The sequence below is a fragment of the Mediterranea massiliensis genome (assembly GCF_900128475.1).
GTDB classification, from domain to species: domain Bacteria; phylum Bacteroidota; class Bacteroidia; order Bacteroidales; family Bacteroidaceae; genus Bacteroides; species Bacteroides massiliensis_E.
In genome coordinates this window covers 465,405-482,430 of the sequence record NZ_LT635838.1, presented here as the reverse complement: position 1 = coordinate 482,430, position 17,026 = coordinate 465,405, and the positions used below count along the sequence as shown (strand labels likewise).

Sequence of the window (17,026 nt, the reverse complement as noted above, 5' to 3'; positions counted from 1 at the left end):
TTATCGTTCTACTGTACTGATGTCCCTGTTCTCCACAATGGTGAAACCTTCAATTGTAAAACCATTCGGGTTGTCGTCGGAGCGTGTGGCATTCACCAACCTGCATACGGTGACAAGACTTCTCTCCGTCACGTTGCTCTCTCGGAGTATCACCTGCCGTGCGTAGGTCTTGGCTTGATAAGGGTAGTTATCAAAGTTACAGACCACGCTGTCAACTTGCAGCGACTGGTTGATGTTTCCCGCAATAAGTCGGTTATAAAAACCTTTCTCCGCAAAGTCCTGGTAATAGTTGTATGCGCTCTTGTCTGCCAGCAGCAAGGCTCGTTTCACGTTGTGCTCGATGGCGCTCTTTTCGGGAGATAGCGTAAAGAACAGCTCATGAAAGCGTCTCACGTGTTCCCTTGCCTCGGCAGGTCTGTTCTGTGAGAGGTCTTGCGAGAGGGCGAGCATCAGCGACTTGCCTCCGTCAAGGACGTATATCTTCTCGCGTTGCTTCTCCGCAAATCTGAATGCGAACACCACCGAACATATTGCAACAACAGCGCAACCGATGACGAGGACGATGCAGAACAGGCGTATCTGCCTGAACGAGGTCTCGATATTCTTCAATGACTTGAATTCCATTTTTCTTTTCGTTGTATTGTTCATGAATGACTATATTTTCTTAAATCCGCTCTTGATGAGCCTTCCAGCACGTCCTGCCACATTTCCAGCCGTTGCTCCTGCGATGCTTCCGCCCAGTGAGCCTGCCGTGTTCACGTTCCGGTTGTAGTTGCCGATGCCGCCACCTGCCTGTATGATCCAGCCTGCCACGGTCGGTATGGTGAAGTAACCGATGATTCCGATGATGAGGAAAACGATGTAAACACCGTTGCTTGCCTCAATGGAAAAGTTCGGGTCGTTCTGCAATGCCTCGATGTCGTTTTGCAGCATCAGCACCTGTATCTTGGCAAGGATGGTACTGAACAAGTCCGAAACGGGTAGCCAGAGATAAATCTGTATGTACCTGCAGAACCATTGTGTCAGCGTGGACTGGAATCCGTCCCATACCGATATGGCGAAACAAAGCGGACCGAGGATAGAGAGGACAATGAGGAAGAATGTCCTCAGCACGTCTATGACCAGTGCGGCGGCTTGGAACAGCAGTTCCAGCAGTTCACGGAAGAAATCACGTATGCTCTTCTTCATGCTGTACATGCCACGCTCCACATACATTCCTGCCATTGTCACCACGTCGCCGGGTGACCAGCCGAGTTCGTCAAGCTGCTTGTCAAACTCCTCGTTGCTCACAAGGTATGCAGTTTCGGGATTGCGTTTCATCGCCTCATATTCCAACTTGTCTTTCTGCGCCCGGTATTCATTCATGTCGAAGGTCTGTGTCTCCAGCATGGAATGTGTACCTTGCACGATGGGACTCATCACGCTGTTGAGCGTACCGAGCACGATGGTCGGGAAGAACATGATGGCAAGTCCGATGGCAAACGGACGGAGCAACGGAAATACGTCTATCGGCTCTGCCCTTGACAGTGACTGCCAAACCCTCAGGGCGACATAGAACAGCGCCCCAAGTCCTGCAAGTCCCTTGGCGATGTCCGTCATGTCGGAGCACAGCGGCATCATCTCGTCATACAGGGAACGCAGTATCTGGTGAAGATTCTCGAAATCCATAGGCTACCAGTATTTCTCGTTAGACTTGCCGTAGAGTCCCATGATGCGGTCGAGGTCGTTTTTCTTCTTGGCACGCAGATAACTCACGGAAATGTTCTTGTTGGTGTAGTAGCTTACGAGATTGCGGTAACGCTTCATCTTCGAGTAGCAGCGTTCCACCACGTCCATTCGCTCCTTGTCCGTCATGGAAAGGGTCGTGATGTTCACCACGTTCTTCAACTCAGTCAGCACATCGTTGCTTTCCTCCAACAGTTTGGTATAACCGAAGCCGATGGCGGAGAGTTCCTCCACGGAGAAATTGTCATCGTGCATCATCTTCTGGTAGTTGTTGATGTAGATGTCCGTGATGTCACCCACCATGAGGATGGTCTGCTGCACCTTGCGTGCGTCCTTGACGAGGTTGTTCACCGACTTCAGCGCATCGTAGTACTTCTTGCCCTGCTCGTAAATCTTCACGGTCTCCTTGAAGTTGTTGATCATGTTCTGAGCCGTCGAAGACGTGTGGACAATGTTGTTGGACGAGTTGATGATACTCTGCGCAATGTTGGTAGGATCTATGACAGACCACTGTGCGCTTGCCTTTCCCGCCATCAGCAGGAACAGGCAGATTGTCATGATTACTTTTGTTCTCATTTTTACTTTTGGATTAAGTGGATAATGAATTTCATTTGTTCTCTTGTTTGTCCTCTGCAAGCTGCCGGATGGCGGCTTCCATGTCACCACCGAGTTTCTCCGCCAATGCCCTCACCTCCAGTTTCTCACTTTCCTCAGTCGTATAGGCGAGATATTCCTGCGTGGACACTTCTGTGGCATATACTGCCGACTGCGTTCCTCCGAGTCCTATCCATACTTCCTTGTAGAGACGTGACGGGTCGTTGGACTGGTTGATGGAGAGAATCTGCGACTTCTCCTTTTCCGTCAATCCGAGCAATGCCTGTATCTGCTCGAACTTGTTCATGAACTTCCTCTGGTCAAGGAGTATCTTGCAGTCTGAGTTGTTGATGATACTGTCCTTCACGATAGCGGAGGATATGATGTCCTCTACTTCCTGGGTTACCACAACCGCCTCACCGAAGAACTTTCTGACCGTCTTATAGAGATACTTGATATAGGACGCCATGTTTGCCGAAGCTATCGCTTTCCATGCTTCTTCTATCACTATCATCTTGCGGATGCCTTTCAGGCGGCGCATCTTGTTGATGAACAGCTCCATGATGATGATGGTCGTGACCGGGAACAGGATTGGATGGTCCTGATGGAATCAATCTCGAAAACGATGAACCGCTTGTGCAGCAGGTCAAGCTCCTTGTCGGAGTTAAGCAGATAGTCGTACTCACCACCCTTGTAGTAAGGTTCCAGCACGTTGAGAAATCCGTCTATATCAAAATCTTTCTCACGGACTTTCTTTTCTTCCAGTACCTTGCGGTATTCCGTTCCCACAAACTCATAGAAGGTATTGAAGCACGGCACGATGTCGCTTTCCTCTTTCAGTTTACCGATGTAGAGCGACACGGCATTTGACAAGGCAACCTCTTCCGCTCGTGTGGCAGGCTCGTTGTCCTTCTTCCAAAGTGTCAGGAGCAAAGTCTTGATGCTCTCACGCTTCTCGATGTCAAAGACCTTATCCTCGGTGAAGAACGGATTGAATGAGATGGGACTCTCATCCGTATAGGTATAGTAGATACCATCCTTTCCACCTGTCTTTCTGTTGATTATCTCGCAGAGTCCCTGGTAGGAATTTCCCGTATCCACCAAGACCACATGCGTGCCTTGCTCGTAATACTGTCTGACGAGGTGGTTCATGAAGAACGACTTTCCACTTCCCGATGGTCCGAGCACGAACTTGTTGCGGTTGGTTGTCACGCCTTTTCTCATCGGCAGGTCAGAGATGTCAATGTGCAGCGGCTTACCACTGATGCGGTCTGCCATCTTGATGCCGAACGGTGAGGGAGAATCCATATAGTTGGTTTCCTCCGTGAAGAGGCACACTGACTGCTCAATGAAGGTATGGAAACTCTCCTCTGACGGGAAATCCCCCTCGTTGCCGGGTATCGCTGCCCAGAAAAGTGTCGGACAATCCACCGTATTGTGGCGTGGCACACATTCCATGCTTGCCAACTGACTGCCTACGTCGTTGCGAAGATGCTTCAACTCTTCCATATCCTCGCCCCATGCCATAACATTGAAATGGGCACGGACAGACTGCAAGCCTTGTGAGTGAGCCTCGTTCAGATACTCGTCAATCCATTCCTTGTTGATGGCGTTCTGTCGGCTGTACCTTGACAGCGAGTGCATGTTACGTGCGGTCTTCTCGAACTTCTGCAAGGTCTCGTCACTGTTGTCTATGAAGACATACTGGTTATAGATATGATTGCAGGACAACAGCAAGCCAACTGGAGCGGCAAAAGATAGTCGGCAGTCACTTCGATCAGTGGACAATCGCTCAAAGCGGTTGTCCGTAGATACTTCCGTTGGCAAGTCTTCCGTTTGCGACAAGGTATGAAGGCATAGGTGTTTGTTTCCGATACGCATACCACTTGCAGACAATTCCATATCCTCCAAACATTGCACGTTCTCCGTGGAGAGCGATAGGTACTTGCCTACAAGTCCCGTTGTCCGTTCCGTGCCTGTGATTTCATCATCAGCCAACTTTCGCAATGATATATAACCACTGTCGTTGATGATTCTTGCGAACTGCTCCACGGCATCGAGGAATCTTGCTACCGTTTCCTTGTCCTTGATTTCCTTGGGGATGATATGCCCACGGCACAAGGTGGAAAAATTGCTTTGGTGTGCCATACGCTCCTTGGTGGTCTTGGTGAGGAACAGGTAACACTGGTGATGCAGGTAAGGACGCTCATTGAAGTGTCTCTCGTAGCTTCTTGACAGAAAGCTCATATCGCTATTCTGCAAGTCCGGCGCATAGTTCTCTTTCACGAACCAGTCCTGCTTGTGTACGATGCTGTAGTCTGGCAGCACCTTGATAGCCTTGCACCATGCGGCATGTACCGACTCATACTCCTGCGATGTTACCGTGAAGATTTCGGGGAGCGTCACCTCGTAGGCGACCGTGATGTCGCCATTCTTGGAGATAATGCAGCCTTGCTCCACGGCAAGCAACGGGAACTTGCTTTCAAGGGTGCTTGATTTTCTGATATTTCTCATTCTTCTTTCTTTTTATGTTTGAACATTCGGTTTGTTTTCCTTCGGTTGAGGATATAGCGTGGATGGCTCTTGGCGGCAAGGAGCTTCATCAGTCCATGCTCACCGTACTTGTTGTTCAGATGGAATATTCCCCATACTAGCAATGATCCGAGCGTGAGACCCAAGCCGATGCAGACCAATTGATCCGCACCAGCCATATAGAGGACTACCACAAGGAAGAAGACGGCAAGCAGTCCACCTGCGAAGATGAAGAGGTACTGTGCCTTCAGTCCCTTGAACTCAACCGAATGACCGATGCCCTTGTTGATTGGGTAGTCAGCCATAAGTCTTATACCTTATTATATTATAGGAAGAACGAGCGGAGGATGGTTGCACTCACGATGAGGAAGATGCAGGCTCCGAACCAGCTTGCGGCAGTCTTGCTCGTGTCCGGGTCGCCTGACGAGAACTTGCCATACACCTTGATGCCTCCGATGAGACCCACCACGGCACCGATGGCGTAGATGAGCTTCGTGCCCGGGTCGAAGTAGGAGGTCACCATACTTGTTGCCTCGTTGATACCTGCAAGTCCGTTGCCTTGCGCGAATGTCTGTGATACGGCTGCGAAAATCATCGCAGCAAGAAGAATGATTCTGTTTTTCTTGTTCATAAATCGTTTTTTTCTGTGCCTTGGGGATTGGATGATCCCGGCTGGCGGTTGATACTTTTGTTTACTCATGCGGCATGATGCCGACTTGTGGATTCAGTGGCGAGCTGAGATTTTAGCCGTAGTCTTTCTTTTTCATTGGTGTACTGTCTTGTTGTTAGATGCGATATGCCTTGAGTCCTTCATCAAACGCAGCCTTTATTTCGGCATTGTGGATGTTGAAGTGCTCGTTGATGATATTCTCGATGAAACTTGCCATGGAAACCTGTCCTTTGCCTACGACACTGACAAACTTCATTACTCGCTCATGAGTTTCCTCACTGATGCTTACCTGTCTGCCAAGTCTTGCAGTAAAGCCTGCATCCGTCATGAACTTGCCGATGTACCCATTTCTGTTGTTGGTACTTGACGACATGGTTACATTCACTATGGACTGAACACAGATGTGCTCCTTAGTCCCGTTGTTCTTTCTTGCTTTTTTCATAATTCTCATTTTTATTGTTATACAAAATCTCTGATATTGAAATCCTTGAAGTCTTCTGGTACAACAAGTTTCTTCTTTTTGATAGCTTTTGTTGCTTTTTCTGATGTAGGCTTGATGGTGGAAACGCTCGACATGTGCAATTCCATCAACGCATTCATTCTGCGTTTGATCTGCTTGGAACGTTCCGCTATCATGTTGAAAAGTTCATTGCCTTCCATTTCAATAAACACCTTGCCAGCATGAGCACATTCTTCGTTTGTGGCATTCGGCTTGCTTGCTGTTTCAACAGCCTTGTCTATCTCCTCAAAGCTATTGCCACTTGCTTGTTCAACAACAGGCTCTTCTTCTGATTCATCGTATTTCACGTCAACATCCTCAATACGTGTATCTGTGAAAACTTCATCCAACTTATTGTCAGGAATACGGGCGGACTTCACCAAAGATTGATCATCCTCGAATGTAACCTCATTTTCCCTTATTGTTTCACCATCATCCTCCCGTTTAATTTGCACAGGTTCGCTTGGGACTTTTTTCGGTGAGACAGTATAGGTGTGTCTGACAATGAAGTCATCAGCAGGAATAGGCGGACTTTCCTTAGGTGCCACATTAGTCTTTTCTATTCTCAACTTGCTTCTAAGCCAGATGTCGGCATCAAATACCAAGACTGCTATACTCCACATAAAATACAGGAGTACAATTATCAATAACATTATTTCCATATTACCACATGATTATATCCTTGTTATTCTTCTTATACACCTCTTTGATAACTTCCCCATACTTTTGGAAATGTTCTGTCAGCACATGGTCTATATAGCCCGACAAAGACATATCCTCACGGTTAATGACAGACACGAGGCGCATGATGGTTTCATGATACTCCTTTCGGATGTATGTCATCTTGCCAGAACGAGCTGGATTCTCAGACCTGCGAATATACCTTTCTTGGTATTCATCCATGAGAGATGAAGTACCCTTGGAAGGCATTGCTTCTTTTTGTTTACTTACCTCGCTCTTTAGTGCCTCCTTCTGTATAGGTTCTTCCGTTGAAGCCCTGCTTGGTGGCATGTGTGGGCGGAATGAGTTTCTGAACTCTTCCGAGTCAATGTTTACTTTTAAATTCTTTGCCATACACATTACTTCTTGATAATGGATAATATTTCGTCAGCCAATTTCTCTATGTTGCTGCCCTTTATCAGTTGCTTGTCGGGAGGTAGAATCGTAGAGCGAAAGACAACCTTGTTACCATCCTCTGCACATTCCTTTCTGAAACGCTTACTGTCTGGGATGTAGGTGTTCAACACAGACAATCCCAATCCGTCCATCACACAACCAGCTTTCTCGTAGAGGTTTGTTTTCTCTCTTGCATCAACCATGTTCCAAAGCATATTCAGTTCCTTGATATTTGTCTTGCCGACGCTGATGAACATATCGTTCAACTGACTGGCGAACATGATGGAACTTCTTAACACAACATTGTCTGCTGTAATCGGACAAAAGATGTAGTCCATCGTGGCAATGGTCTCTATGACACCGAGGTTGTCAATCGTTCCTGCGAGGTCAAAGAAGATGAAGTCTGGCGGTGTGTCCATTTCCAAGAAAGGCTTTACTGTTTCCACAGCCTCGTCGGGACGACTCTCCACGATTGGATAGGCAGGCTTGCCTGTTCTTCTCATCATCTCATGCGTCTGTCTCAACAGATACTCATTACTCTCGATGTTCTGCATGTCACGCTCTCTCATGTCCTTGATGCTGAACTGTGGAAAATCACAGTCAACCACCACGACATCGTAACCTCTGACATAATAAAGGTAACTTGCCATCAACACCGTTAGTGTTGTCTTGCCAGCTCCTCCCTTTTGGGTGGAGAAGGCGATGAATGTTGGTTCTTTCTTCATGTTTGTCTTTTTATGAGTTATACATCTTGTTTGTTATAATGCGGTATTGCATTTTTATTTGCGATACATCCTACATGCTATGGTGCAAATCTATGAGCCATGAGGCTTGCAAGTGATATTATATGTTATGCAACTTTCGTATCAGTTATATTGTTTTTATGCTTGCTATATGGCTTTTATATATGTCATGCTTCATAACTGTTCTATAGCCAGTCTGTATGTCATGCCACATTTGTGCATACTTATATTACATTTTACATATCAAGCATTTTGCATGTCAAACGTTTTATCATATTACATGTAATACGTTTTATATGACTGCATTGGAGCATCTGAATATGCCGTCTGTTTTGCATCATTCAAGACATGTATGTCTGTCATTCACGCTGCAAAGTAACAACGAAAAATCCGAAAAACAATGGTTTTCAAATCCTGTGGCAGCATGTTGCCGATAGTTGCAGTGGTTGTCTGGGGTGCATCTGTTCCAAGGGTGCTATTTTAGCCGTAATTTTGCACCCGAAAGGCAAAGCGATGGATAGCGCATCCATATCGTTCCGAGAAGAACAAGGCTTGATATTCCGCAAAGGACTGGATTTCCCGAACAGCTTCCATTCGGGATGGGGACAGCTTCTTACGAAGGCTAACTTCAATCCACCCTAAGCGGATTTTTATGTCCTCAAAGACATAGCAAGGTATGTTTTGAGTTACTCAAAACCTTTGGAGTTACTCTCCAAAGACCTTGCCCTGCCGGGTTGGTAGCCTCTCCGAAGTCGGGCTCCCCATGTTCCAATCTGACGATAGTTTGTGCAATTCCATTATTGCCGCATATACCACTTAATCCATTTTAATATGAACACAGAAAGAAAACGAGGGGGACGAATCCCCAAGCTGAACCCGAAGTCGCACCATGTGATGCTTCGGTTCGACGATGACGAGTGGATGAAATTCCTCGTCATGTATGAGCAGACTGATGTGAAGGCAAAGGCTGTTTTTGCCAAGGCACGCATCTTCGGCGAGCCGTTCAAGGTGCTGCGCGAGGACAAGACATTGGTGGAATACTACACCAAGCTTTCTTCTTTTCACTCGCAGTACCGAATGATTGGCAACAACTACAACCAGATTGTCAAGGAACTCCGTTGTCATTTCTCAGAGAAAAAGGCGATGGCTTTGCTCTATAAGCTGGAGAATTGCACCAGGGAACTGGTCTCTCTTACCCGTGAGATTGTTGAACTAACCCGTAAGTTTGAGGAAAGATGGTCGCAAAGATAAGTTTCGGAAGTTCATTGTATGGCGCACTGGCATACAATGGTGAAAAGATTAACAAGGAAGAGGGAAAGCTCTTAGCAACGAACAAGATCTTCGATGATTGTTCGGGAAAGACGAGCATCGCCAATGCCTTGCGTGATTTCCAGCGATACCTTTCTCCGCACATCAAAACAGAGAAGCCTGTCGTGCATATATCCTTGAATCCGCATCCCGATGATGTGCTGACGGATATGGACATGGAGAACATCGCCCGTGAATACTTGGAGCGCATGGGATATGGCAACCAGCCATACATGGTTTACAAGCATGAGGACATCGACCGTCATCACATGCACATCGTGACTATCCGAGTGGATGAAAACGGCAAGTGTTTGGATAGCCGATACAACTACCATAGGAGCAAGGCTATCACCCGTGACTTGGAGGAGAAGTACAATCTCCACAAGGCAGACCGCAAGCAACGCCAGGCAGACAATCCACTCCGCAAGGTGGATGTAAGCCAAGGCAATGTGAAGAAGCAGGTTGCCAATACCGTAAAATCTCTCTGCGCTACCTACAGGTTCCAGTCCTTGGGCGAGTACCGTGCACTTCTCTCCTTATATAATATATCCTTGGAGGAAGTCAGAGGCGAAGTTGGCGGTCGTGAGTATCATGGTTTTGTCTATTCTGCCACGGACGGACCGGGCAACAAGGTGGGAAATCCTTTCAAGGCTTCCAAGATTGACAAATCTGTCGGTGTGGAGGCGATAGAAAAGCGGTTCGCTTATTCTGCCAAGAAGTTCAAGGAGGACAAGAAACTATCCGAGATGACCCGTCATAGCGTAGAAGCAGTCTTGAAACAGACGTACCATAAGGATAAGTTCGTTGAACTGCTGAAAGCAAAGGGCATTGATGTTGTTTTTCGACATACAGCTGACGGCCGTATCTACGGAGCAACATTCATTGACCACCGCACTCAAAGCGTTTTCAATGGTTCAAGGCTTGGAACGAATCTTTCTGCCAATGCCCTGCAGGAGCACTTCACCTTACCTTACGAGAATGAGCAGCCGATACCGCTTACCATCCCGAAGGAAGATGTCACAATGCCGGAACAGGAATATCATGGTTCTAGCTTGTTCGATGAGTACGGCAGCGGTCTTGGACTTATGGCTGGAGGCGGTCCTTCAAATGAGGCGCAGGAAGCTGCATTTGACAGAGAGTTGCGTAGAAAGAAGAAGAAACGAAAAGGGCGAAGTCTTTAATCGTGTTATCAAGGTTGGCTTTCTTATACAATGGAGAAAGCCTACCTTCAATCAAAAACAATTTGTATAACTTCAAAACTGAAAAACAATGGCACAAGAAGACGATTTGAGAGCACTGGGGAAAATTATGGATTTTCTCCGTGCCGTGAGTATAATACTCGCAATTATGAATGTATATTGGTATTGCTACGAGGCAATGCACATATGGGGAGTGACAATCGGAGTTGTTGACAGAATCCTTATCAACTTCAACCGTACAGGTGGCTTGTTTCATTCTATCCTCTACACAAAGTTGTTCTCGCTTTTACTCTTGGCACTCTCATGTCTTGGAACCAAGGGCGTAAAGGCAGAGAAGATGAGTTGGAGCAAGATTTGGACGGTTCTTGCCGTAGGCTTCTGTCTGTTCTTCCTCAACTGGTGGATATTATTGTTGCCTATATCTCATTTGGGCAATGCCACGCTGTACATCTTTACAATGACAGCGGGTTATATCTGCCTGTTGATGGGAGGACTCTGGATGAGCAGGCTCTTGAAACACAACCTCATGGAGGATGTTTTCAATAATGAGAACGAGAGTTTCATGCAGGAGACCAAACTCATGGAGAACGAGTATTCTGTCAATCTGCCCATTCGCTTCTACTACAAGAAGAAATGGCAGAGAGGATGGATCAACGTGGTCAATCCGTTCCGAGCGACCATCGTGTTAGGTACACCGGGTAGTGGCAAGTCTTTTGCTGTAGTGAACAACTACATCAAACAGCAGATAGAGAAGGGGTATTCAATGTATATCTATGATTTCAAGTTTCCCGACCTTTCGACGATTGCCTACAACCACATGATGAACCATCAGAATGGATATAAGGTCAAGCCCCAGTTCTATGTCATCAACTTTGACGATCCTCGCAGAAGTCATCGCTGCAATCCCATTCACCCGGATTTCATGAGTGACATTTCCGATGCTTATGAGAGTGCATACACCATCATGCTCAACCTCAACAAGACGTGGGTTCAGAAGCAGGGCGACTTCTTCGTGGAGAGTCCGATTATCCTCTTTGCAGCCATCATTTGGTACCTAAGAATCTACAAGAACGGGAAGTATTGTACCTTTCCTCATGCCATAGAATTGCTCAACCGCAGATACGAGGATGTTTTTCCGATACTGACGAGCTATCCCGAACTTGAGAACTATCTTTCTCCATTCATGGATGCATGGCAAGGTGGGGCAATGGAGCAGTTGGCGGGGCAGATTGCAAGCGCAAAGATTCCGCTGTCACGAATGATTTCACCACAACTCTACTGGGTGATGTCCGCAAGCGAGTTTACACTCGACATCAACAATCCCGAAGAACCGAAAATTCTATGTGTCGGCAACAATCCCGACCGTCAGAACATTTATGGTGCTGCACTCGGCTTGTACAACAGCCGCATCGTGAAACTCATCAACAAGAAGGGACAACTCAAATCATCCGTTATCATTGACGAGTTGCCGACCATCTATTTCAAAGGCTTGGATAACCTGATTGCCACGGCACGAAGCAACAAAGTTGCCGTCTGCTTGGGCTTCCAGGACTTCTCGCAGTTGGTCCGTGATTATGGAGACAAGGAGGCTAAGGTGGTTATCAATACCGTTGGTAATATCTTCAGCGGACAGGTCGTTGGCGAGACCGCCAAGACTTTATCCGAGCGTTTTGGAAAAGTGCTCCAAAAGCGCCAGTCCATTTCCATCAACCGTCAGGATGTCTCTACATCTATCAATACCCAGATGGACAGTCTCATTCCGCCAAGCAAGATAAGTGGTCTTACCCAAGGTATGTTTGTCGGCTCTGTTTCCGACAACTTCACCGAGCGCATAGAGCAGAAGATCTTCCATGCCGAGATTGTCGTTGACACCGATAAGGTAAAGCGAGAGGAAAGCCATTATCAGCCTATCCCCATCATCAACGACTTCAAGGATGCCGATGGCAACGACTGCATGAAGCAAGCTATTCTGGACAATTACAACCAAATCAAGGAGGATGTCAAGCTGATTGTCAAGGACGAGCTGGAGCGCATCGCTGGTGACGAGAGCTTAAAGCATCTCATACAGAAATAAACAATAAGGCGAGTAACTTTTAGGAATTGTCCTTTCAGTTACTCGACCCTGCATACATATATGGGATTTATCGTTTTTTATCGTCTCATTCTTTCCAATTCATCATCCTTTCGCATTTTGTCGTTCAACTTCTCCTGCATCTTGTCCAAAAAATAGGTGCGACTATAGTTCTTGCGTCTTCTGATGTCGGTATAGAAACGATAGCAGTCCTTGGCTTTGATACCAAAGAACTGGTACATGGCATGCGCCAAGTCCTTGAACTTCACATCGCCATCATTCACGCTTCCCATGACGCAGATGCCATATACCATTTCTACAAGGTCAACGGCATTGCCAGTCCATTTTACTAATGGCTTTGATTCTGATGATACTGGCGGAGAGGCTTCTGAAGTGGATGTGGTCACATGAAGATGATATGTTGCTGCCACATGCTCTTGCATTCTGCGGACAAATGCAATTGCTTTGCGCACATACAAGCCTACGGTTCCCAAACAATCCTTTATATGGGGCATTGACAGATGAAAGTCAAGCTCGGTTTCTACGTATGACAGTGCAAAGACCGCTTGCTTCACGTTAGTGCTGCATAAATCAACCACAACCTTGATAAACTCACGATATGAGTTCTCTAAAGCGTTACCACTTTTGTTCTTATGACCTGCATTCAGCAAGTTGAAAAAATCAGTCTCTAACAATATGTTGTATTCCATGTTGCTGTCTCTTTTATGGGTTTGTACTAATTTGATGTATTCGTGCGCACACCATTTATTAGTCCAATACATATGCCATTCCAAGACAGACTAAACAATAGGATGATGATATTTCCTGATAATCAGCAACTTTATCAAGAGAATAAGATTTTCACAAGGGAATTGCAAGCAGAAATAGTGTAAGGAAAACCGGACACTTGTCCAATCTTCCTTACACGGTTCTTATACCATTACAACTTGTTAGTTGGAATACCATACTCTTTCATGCGGGCATAGAATGTAGTATGGCTCATTTCCAACATTTTTGCCGCATCACGCTTGATGCCATTACATTGCTTCAAAGCCCACAAGATACGCTCTCGATTGATCTTGCGTTCTTGTTCATCAAAGTCCAAAGCCTCTTCTGTCAATGCCGATTGTGACAACTGCAAGTCCTCGACATCTATTATCTCATTCTCGCATAACAGCATAGCTCGCATGATACATGATTTCAACTCACGCACATTACCTGGCCATGTATGGCTTACAAGTGCCCTTTGCGCTTCCTTACTGATACATTTTATTTCTTTGTCCGTATGCCTATCATATAGTTTCAGGAAGAAGTTAGCTAATGGCATAATATCTTCCTTACAATCCCGCAACCGTGGAATCTCAATAACCGCTTCGTGAAGTCGATAATACAGGTCGCTTCTGAATCGTCCTTCCCGAACTGCCTCTTGCAGGTTTTCGTTGGTGGCGGCAATAATGCGCACATCAGCCACTTTGTCTTTTATAGCTCCCAATGGTCGGTAGCTCTTGGATTGCAACACACGCAGCAGCATCGCCTGTACATCTTTCGGCAGGTTGCCTATCTCGTCCAAGAACAGCGTACCTCCAGCAGCCAATTCAAAGTAACCTTTTCTTGCTGCCTCCGCACTTGTGAATGCCCCTTTCTCATGCCCGAAGAGAGCGGAAACGGCAAGTTCCGCAGAAAGCGTACCGCAATCTACTACTTCAAAAGGCTTGTCGGCTCTTTTGCTTTGCAGATGTATCTTTTCCGCTATATGTTCTTTGCCAGTTCCGTTGTCGCCCAATATCATAACAGCCATGTCGCTTTTGGCAAACAATTCTGCCATTTTGTATATACGGCGAAACTTCTCACTTTTGCGGTAAACAATCTTGTTATTCAACTCTACGAGTCGTTTCTGCTTGTCTATGATTTCTTCCAAACGTTCATAAACTACATCAAGCAACAATTTCTTCGGTATATAGTCTTCCGCTCCCAATTTCATAGTCTTCACGGCACTCATGCTTTCATCGTAAGATGTCATGATAATAAATGGATTCTGGTAGCCGTTACTACGCAACCATTCCAACAGGTCGATGCCGTTATCATTCCCCAAGCGCATATCCGAAATGACAACATTCCATTCTGAGGATTCCTTAACAGCTTTCAGACCATCTCTGTAATTGTAGCATAAGATTGTTTTCCATCCCTTCGCCTCCAACTTCTTGCCCAACATATTGCAAAATGTCGGACTGTCTTCAATGATTATTACTTTCTTCATACTGTTACCTCCTCAATTTTCTTTTGTGCGGCTTTGATGATTGCCTCACCATGTGCGAAAACATCCTCAACCGCTTGGTTGATAACGTCGTCTGATGATGTAGAATCTTCAATCAGGTCAAAAAGATAGTTCAAAGACTCGTCAGATTGTACCATCATCCACGAGCTTCTTGCGTGGTGAATGGCATCGGACATTTTCTTGCGGTTCTCCTCTTTGGCTGCATTACGGATACTGCCCAATGTATCAGTCATTTCCTTTACGAAATTCTCCAAAGTCTCTTTTTCATTGCCGTAGGTCAGCAACATAGAGAAGTCTATTTGTTTTTCTGCTATCTTGCCATTCACACACTTTCTTGCAGTGTTTATCAAATCCTTGTCAGACATCGGCTTGAACAGACAAGCGACAAATCCTGCGTCAAGCAGTTCTTGCTCACTCACATTTGGTGCTGCTGTCATAACAACAACAGGAATAGTCTTAGAGTTACGCACGTTCACCATACGCATCATTTCCAGAATCTCGATACCATTCACTTCAGCCATCTTCAAATCCGTTATCAGCAGATCATAAGATTTTTTGCGCATCATATCCAATAAATCCGTGGCATTATTACAAGTGTCACATACAATGCCGTTTGATGCAAACGCCTCACGAATGGTACTCAGTTGCACATGGCTATCATCAATGGCAATGACAGTAAACGAATCTTGTCGTTTCGTTCTATACTGAGTTGGTTCCACATTCTGCTTTTCGGCTGTAGCCATAGGAAGACTAATGGTAAATATACTTCCCAGCCCTTGGTGACTGGACACATCGATTTTTCCTTTCATAAGTGAAACGAGGTTCTTGACAATGGAAAGTCCCAAGCCAAATCCCGGTTGGGTGACCGCATTTCCCAATCTTGCAAATTCCTTAAAGATTTGTTTTTGTTGCTTGTCGTCCAATCCTGTTCCTGTATCCTTAACCATTAGCATGAATACACCATTTTTATAGGTTGTGGACAATACTATCTCACCCTTTCCCGTATATTTGATGGCATTGGAAAGCAGATTGCGTCCTATTGTAAGCACCTTTTCCTTGTCTCCATTGACAACACCATCTGCCTTATTGTTGACGCTCAATTCAAGTTGTTTCTTCGCAGCAAAGGGCTCATACTCCATCTTTAATTGCTCGGCAATGTCCATCATACGGAAAGGGCGTTCCTTGACGGTCGCCTTTCCATTCGCTAATTTGGAGTAAACCAGGAAACTGTCTATCATAGAAGTCAAGCCTTTCGATGTGTCAACAATCAAGTCGGCATACCGTTTGCTTTCATCCGTAGCATCTTCAAGTCCGCTAATCTTGCGGGCATAATCCTTGATGGCAGACAAAGGACTGCGCATCTCATGTGTTACTGTCAGCATCACCTTTCTTGTTTCTTCCTTGCTCTTACGTGTCTTGAATGCGAATCGCCACACCAATAGGAATAATACGAAAAACACCAATATCAACAATCCTATCATCCCTATATAATAATAGGTATAATTGCCTTCCAAGTCTGCGATTTGTCGCTCACGAACTTTGATGCCTTTATCCACATTCTCATCAGCTATGCTGATTACTCTTTGCAACTGCTTATTGATACCTTCATTTCTATTTCCAAGACTATCCAATATCTCCACTACCTTACGGCTTTGCTGGTGATGTTTAGCAACAACCGTTTGGTTTAGGTTGGTGAGCATCTTTTCAGTTTGGGTTAAACGGTTGCCTGTTGTTACTGCATTTTCTTTCTTGCCGAACAATCTGCTGAAGAAACCTCGCTTCTTTGGCTTTGCCTGCTGTGGCATAGCTGAAAGTCTTTTGCTTTCAGTCTTATTCTGCTCTACAATTCTTGGAACTTCTGCGGTCAGCTTTTCTTGAGTGGCATTCAATTCCTGCATAGCATCCTTTATATCTAGAAGGAGCTGTTCCTTTTCTGCAAGAAGACGGCAGATCGTATCAGAATCTTCTTTCGGACAGATACCTGCGATGCCTTCAAGCATACTGTCCACTTCCAATCGAAGCGAATGATACTCATTTACATCTGTTGAGTCCCAATCCGCAACCATTTCACCAAGCAGTGACAATTCCGTTATGTGCAAGTTTAAGTCATGCACATTCTTTCGCCACTGATGCAGTTCTGCATTTCTACACTCAATCTCCTTTCTGTCGCGCCATTCAAATAGGCCGATTACAATGGTACATCCTACGATGACGATGGCAGTCATGATGCCTAAAGCCATCCATCTACAGATATGCCCGGTCTGTTCTTTGCGTTCCATGTTGTTTACTTTTTA

Annotated in this window: 15 protein-coding genes and 1 pseudogene; 3 read left to right on the top strand and 13 right to left on the bottom strand. The window is 45.8% G+C overall.

Features of this window, described 5'->3' with window-relative positions; all coding sequences use genetic code 11:
- The 10 genes and pseudogenes from traK to BQ7483_RS11880 all read right to left on the bottom strand — a co-directional run bounded on the left by traK (position 1) and on the right by BQ7483_RS11880 (position 7,861).
- A complete protein-coding gene (gene traK, locus BQ7483_RS11925) occupies positions 1 to 624 on the bottom strand; it encodes a conjugative transposon protein TraK (protein ID WP_068856390.1) in 624 nt (207 codons plus the stop codon).
- Between the two features lie 30 nt (positions 625 to 654).
- Positions 655 to 1,668, bottom strand: a complete 1,014-nt coding sequence (gene traJ, locus BQ7483_RS11920; protein ID WP_068856391.1) for a conjugative transposon protein TraJ — start codon at positions 1,666 to 1,668, stop codon at positions 655 to 657.
- A 3-nt stretch (positions 1,669 to 1,671) separates the two neighbouring features.
- The gene (locus tag BQ7483_RS11915; RefSeq protein WP_072546032.1) at positions 1,672 to 2,301 is read right to left on the bottom strand and encodes a DUF4141 domain-containing protein; all 630 of its coding nucleotides are present in this window, start codon (positions 2,299 to 2,301) and stop codon (positions 1,672 to 1,674) included.
- A 31-nt stretch (positions 2,302 to 2,332) separates the two neighbouring features.
- A pseudogene (locus BQ7483_RS11910) lies at positions 2,333 to 4,833 on the bottom strand (TraG family conjugative transposon ATPase).
- Positions 4,830 to 5,156: a DUF4133 domain-containing protein gene (locus tag BQ7483_RS11905; protein ID WP_072542314.1), complete on the bottom strand. Its 327-nt coding sequence runs from the start codon at positions 5,154 to 5,156 to the stop codon at positions 4,830 to 4,832. The pseudogene BQ7483_RS11910 and the gene BQ7483_RS11905 overlap by 4 nt, the downstream one beginning before the upstream one ends.
- Positions 5,157 to 5,176: 20 nt before the next feature.
- A complete protein-coding gene (locus tag BQ7483_RS11900; protein ID WP_072542313.1) occupies positions 5,177 to 5,482 on the bottom strand; it encodes a DUF4134 domain-containing protein in 306 nt (101 codons plus the stop codon).
- Positions 5,483 to 5,636: 154 nt separating this feature from the next.
- Positions 5,637 to 5,963 (bottom strand): DUF3408 domain-containing protein, encoded by a 327-nt coding sequence (locus BQ7483_RS11895; protein ID WP_228115390.1) that lies wholly within the window; start codon positions 5,961 to 5,963, stop codon positions 5,637 to 5,639.
- A 17-nt stretch (positions 5,964 to 5,980) separates the two neighbouring features.
- Complete coding sequence (locus BQ7483_RS11890) at positions 5,981 to 6,682, bottom strand: hypothetical protein (protein ID WP_072542312.1); 702 nt, start codon at positions 6,680 to 6,682, stop codon at positions 5,981 to 5,983.
- Position 6,683: 1 nt separating this feature from the next.
- Positions 6,684 to 7,094, bottom strand: a complete 411-nt coding sequence (locus BQ7483_RS11885; RefSeq protein WP_072543942.1) for a DUF3408 domain-containing protein — start codon at positions 7,092 to 7,094, stop codon at positions 6,684 to 6,686.
- Between the two features lie 5 nt (positions 7,095 to 7,099).
- Complete coding sequence (locus BQ7483_RS11880) at positions 7,100 to 7,861, bottom strand: ParA family protein (RefSeq protein WP_072542311.1); 762 nt, start codon at positions 7,859 to 7,861, stop codon at positions 7,100 to 7,102.
- Positions 7,862 to 8,710: 849 nt separating this feature from the next.
- Here BQ7483_RS11880 and mobA point away from each other — a divergent pair.
- The 3 genes from mobA to mobC all read left to right on the top strand — a co-directional run bounded on the left by mobA (position 8,711) and on the right by mobC (position 12,460).
- The gene (mobA, locus tag BQ7483_RS11875) at positions 8,711 to 9,130 is read left to right on the top strand and encodes a conjugal transfer protein MobA (protein ID WP_072542309.1); all 420 of its coding nucleotides are present in this window, start codon (positions 8,711 to 8,713) and stop codon (positions 9,128 to 9,130) included.
- A complete protein-coding gene (gene mobB, locus BQ7483_RS11870; protein WP_072542308.1) occupies positions 9,115 to 10,368 on the top strand; it encodes a conjugal transfer protein MobB in 1,254 nt (417 codons plus the stop codon). Before mobA ends, mobB begins: the two co-directional genes overlap by 16 nt.
- A gap of 88 nt (positions 10,369 to 10,456) precedes the next feature.
- Positions 10,457 to 12,460, top strand: coding sequence for a conjugal transfer protein MobC (gene mobC, locus BQ7483_RS11865; protein WP_072542307.1), 2,004 nt, complete (start codon positions 10,457 to 10,459; stop codon positions 12,458 to 12,460).
- 77 nt (positions 12,461 to 12,537) lie between these two features.
- On the opposite strand, the gene BQ7483_RS11860 is transcribed toward mobC, so the two are convergent.
- The 3 genes from BQ7483_RS11860 to BQ7483_RS11850 all read right to left on the bottom strand — a co-directional run bounded on the left by BQ7483_RS11860 (position 12,538) and on the right by BQ7483_RS11850 (position 17,011).
- Positions 12,538 to 13,167, bottom strand: a complete 630-nt coding sequence (locus BQ7483_RS11860) for an RteC domain-containing protein (protein WP_072543941.1) — start codon at positions 13,165 to 13,167, stop codon at positions 12,538 to 12,540.
- 230 nt (positions 13,168 to 13,397) lie between these two features.
- Positions 13,398 to 14,714: a sigma-54-dependent transcriptional regulator gene (locus tag BQ7483_RS11855; RefSeq protein ID WP_072542306.1), complete on the bottom strand. Its 1,317-nt coding sequence runs from the start codon at positions 14,712 to 14,714 to the stop codon at positions 13,398 to 13,400.
- Positions 14,711 to 17,011: a hybrid sensor histidine kinase/response regulator gene (locus tag BQ7483_RS11850; protein WP_072546031.1), complete on the bottom strand. Its 2,301-nt coding sequence runs from the start codon at positions 17,009 to 17,011 to the stop codon at positions 14,711 to 14,713. The genes BQ7483_RS11855 and BQ7483_RS11850 overlap by 4 nt, the downstream gene beginning before the upstream one ends.
- Positions 17,012 to 17,026 lie beyond the last annotated feature (15 nt).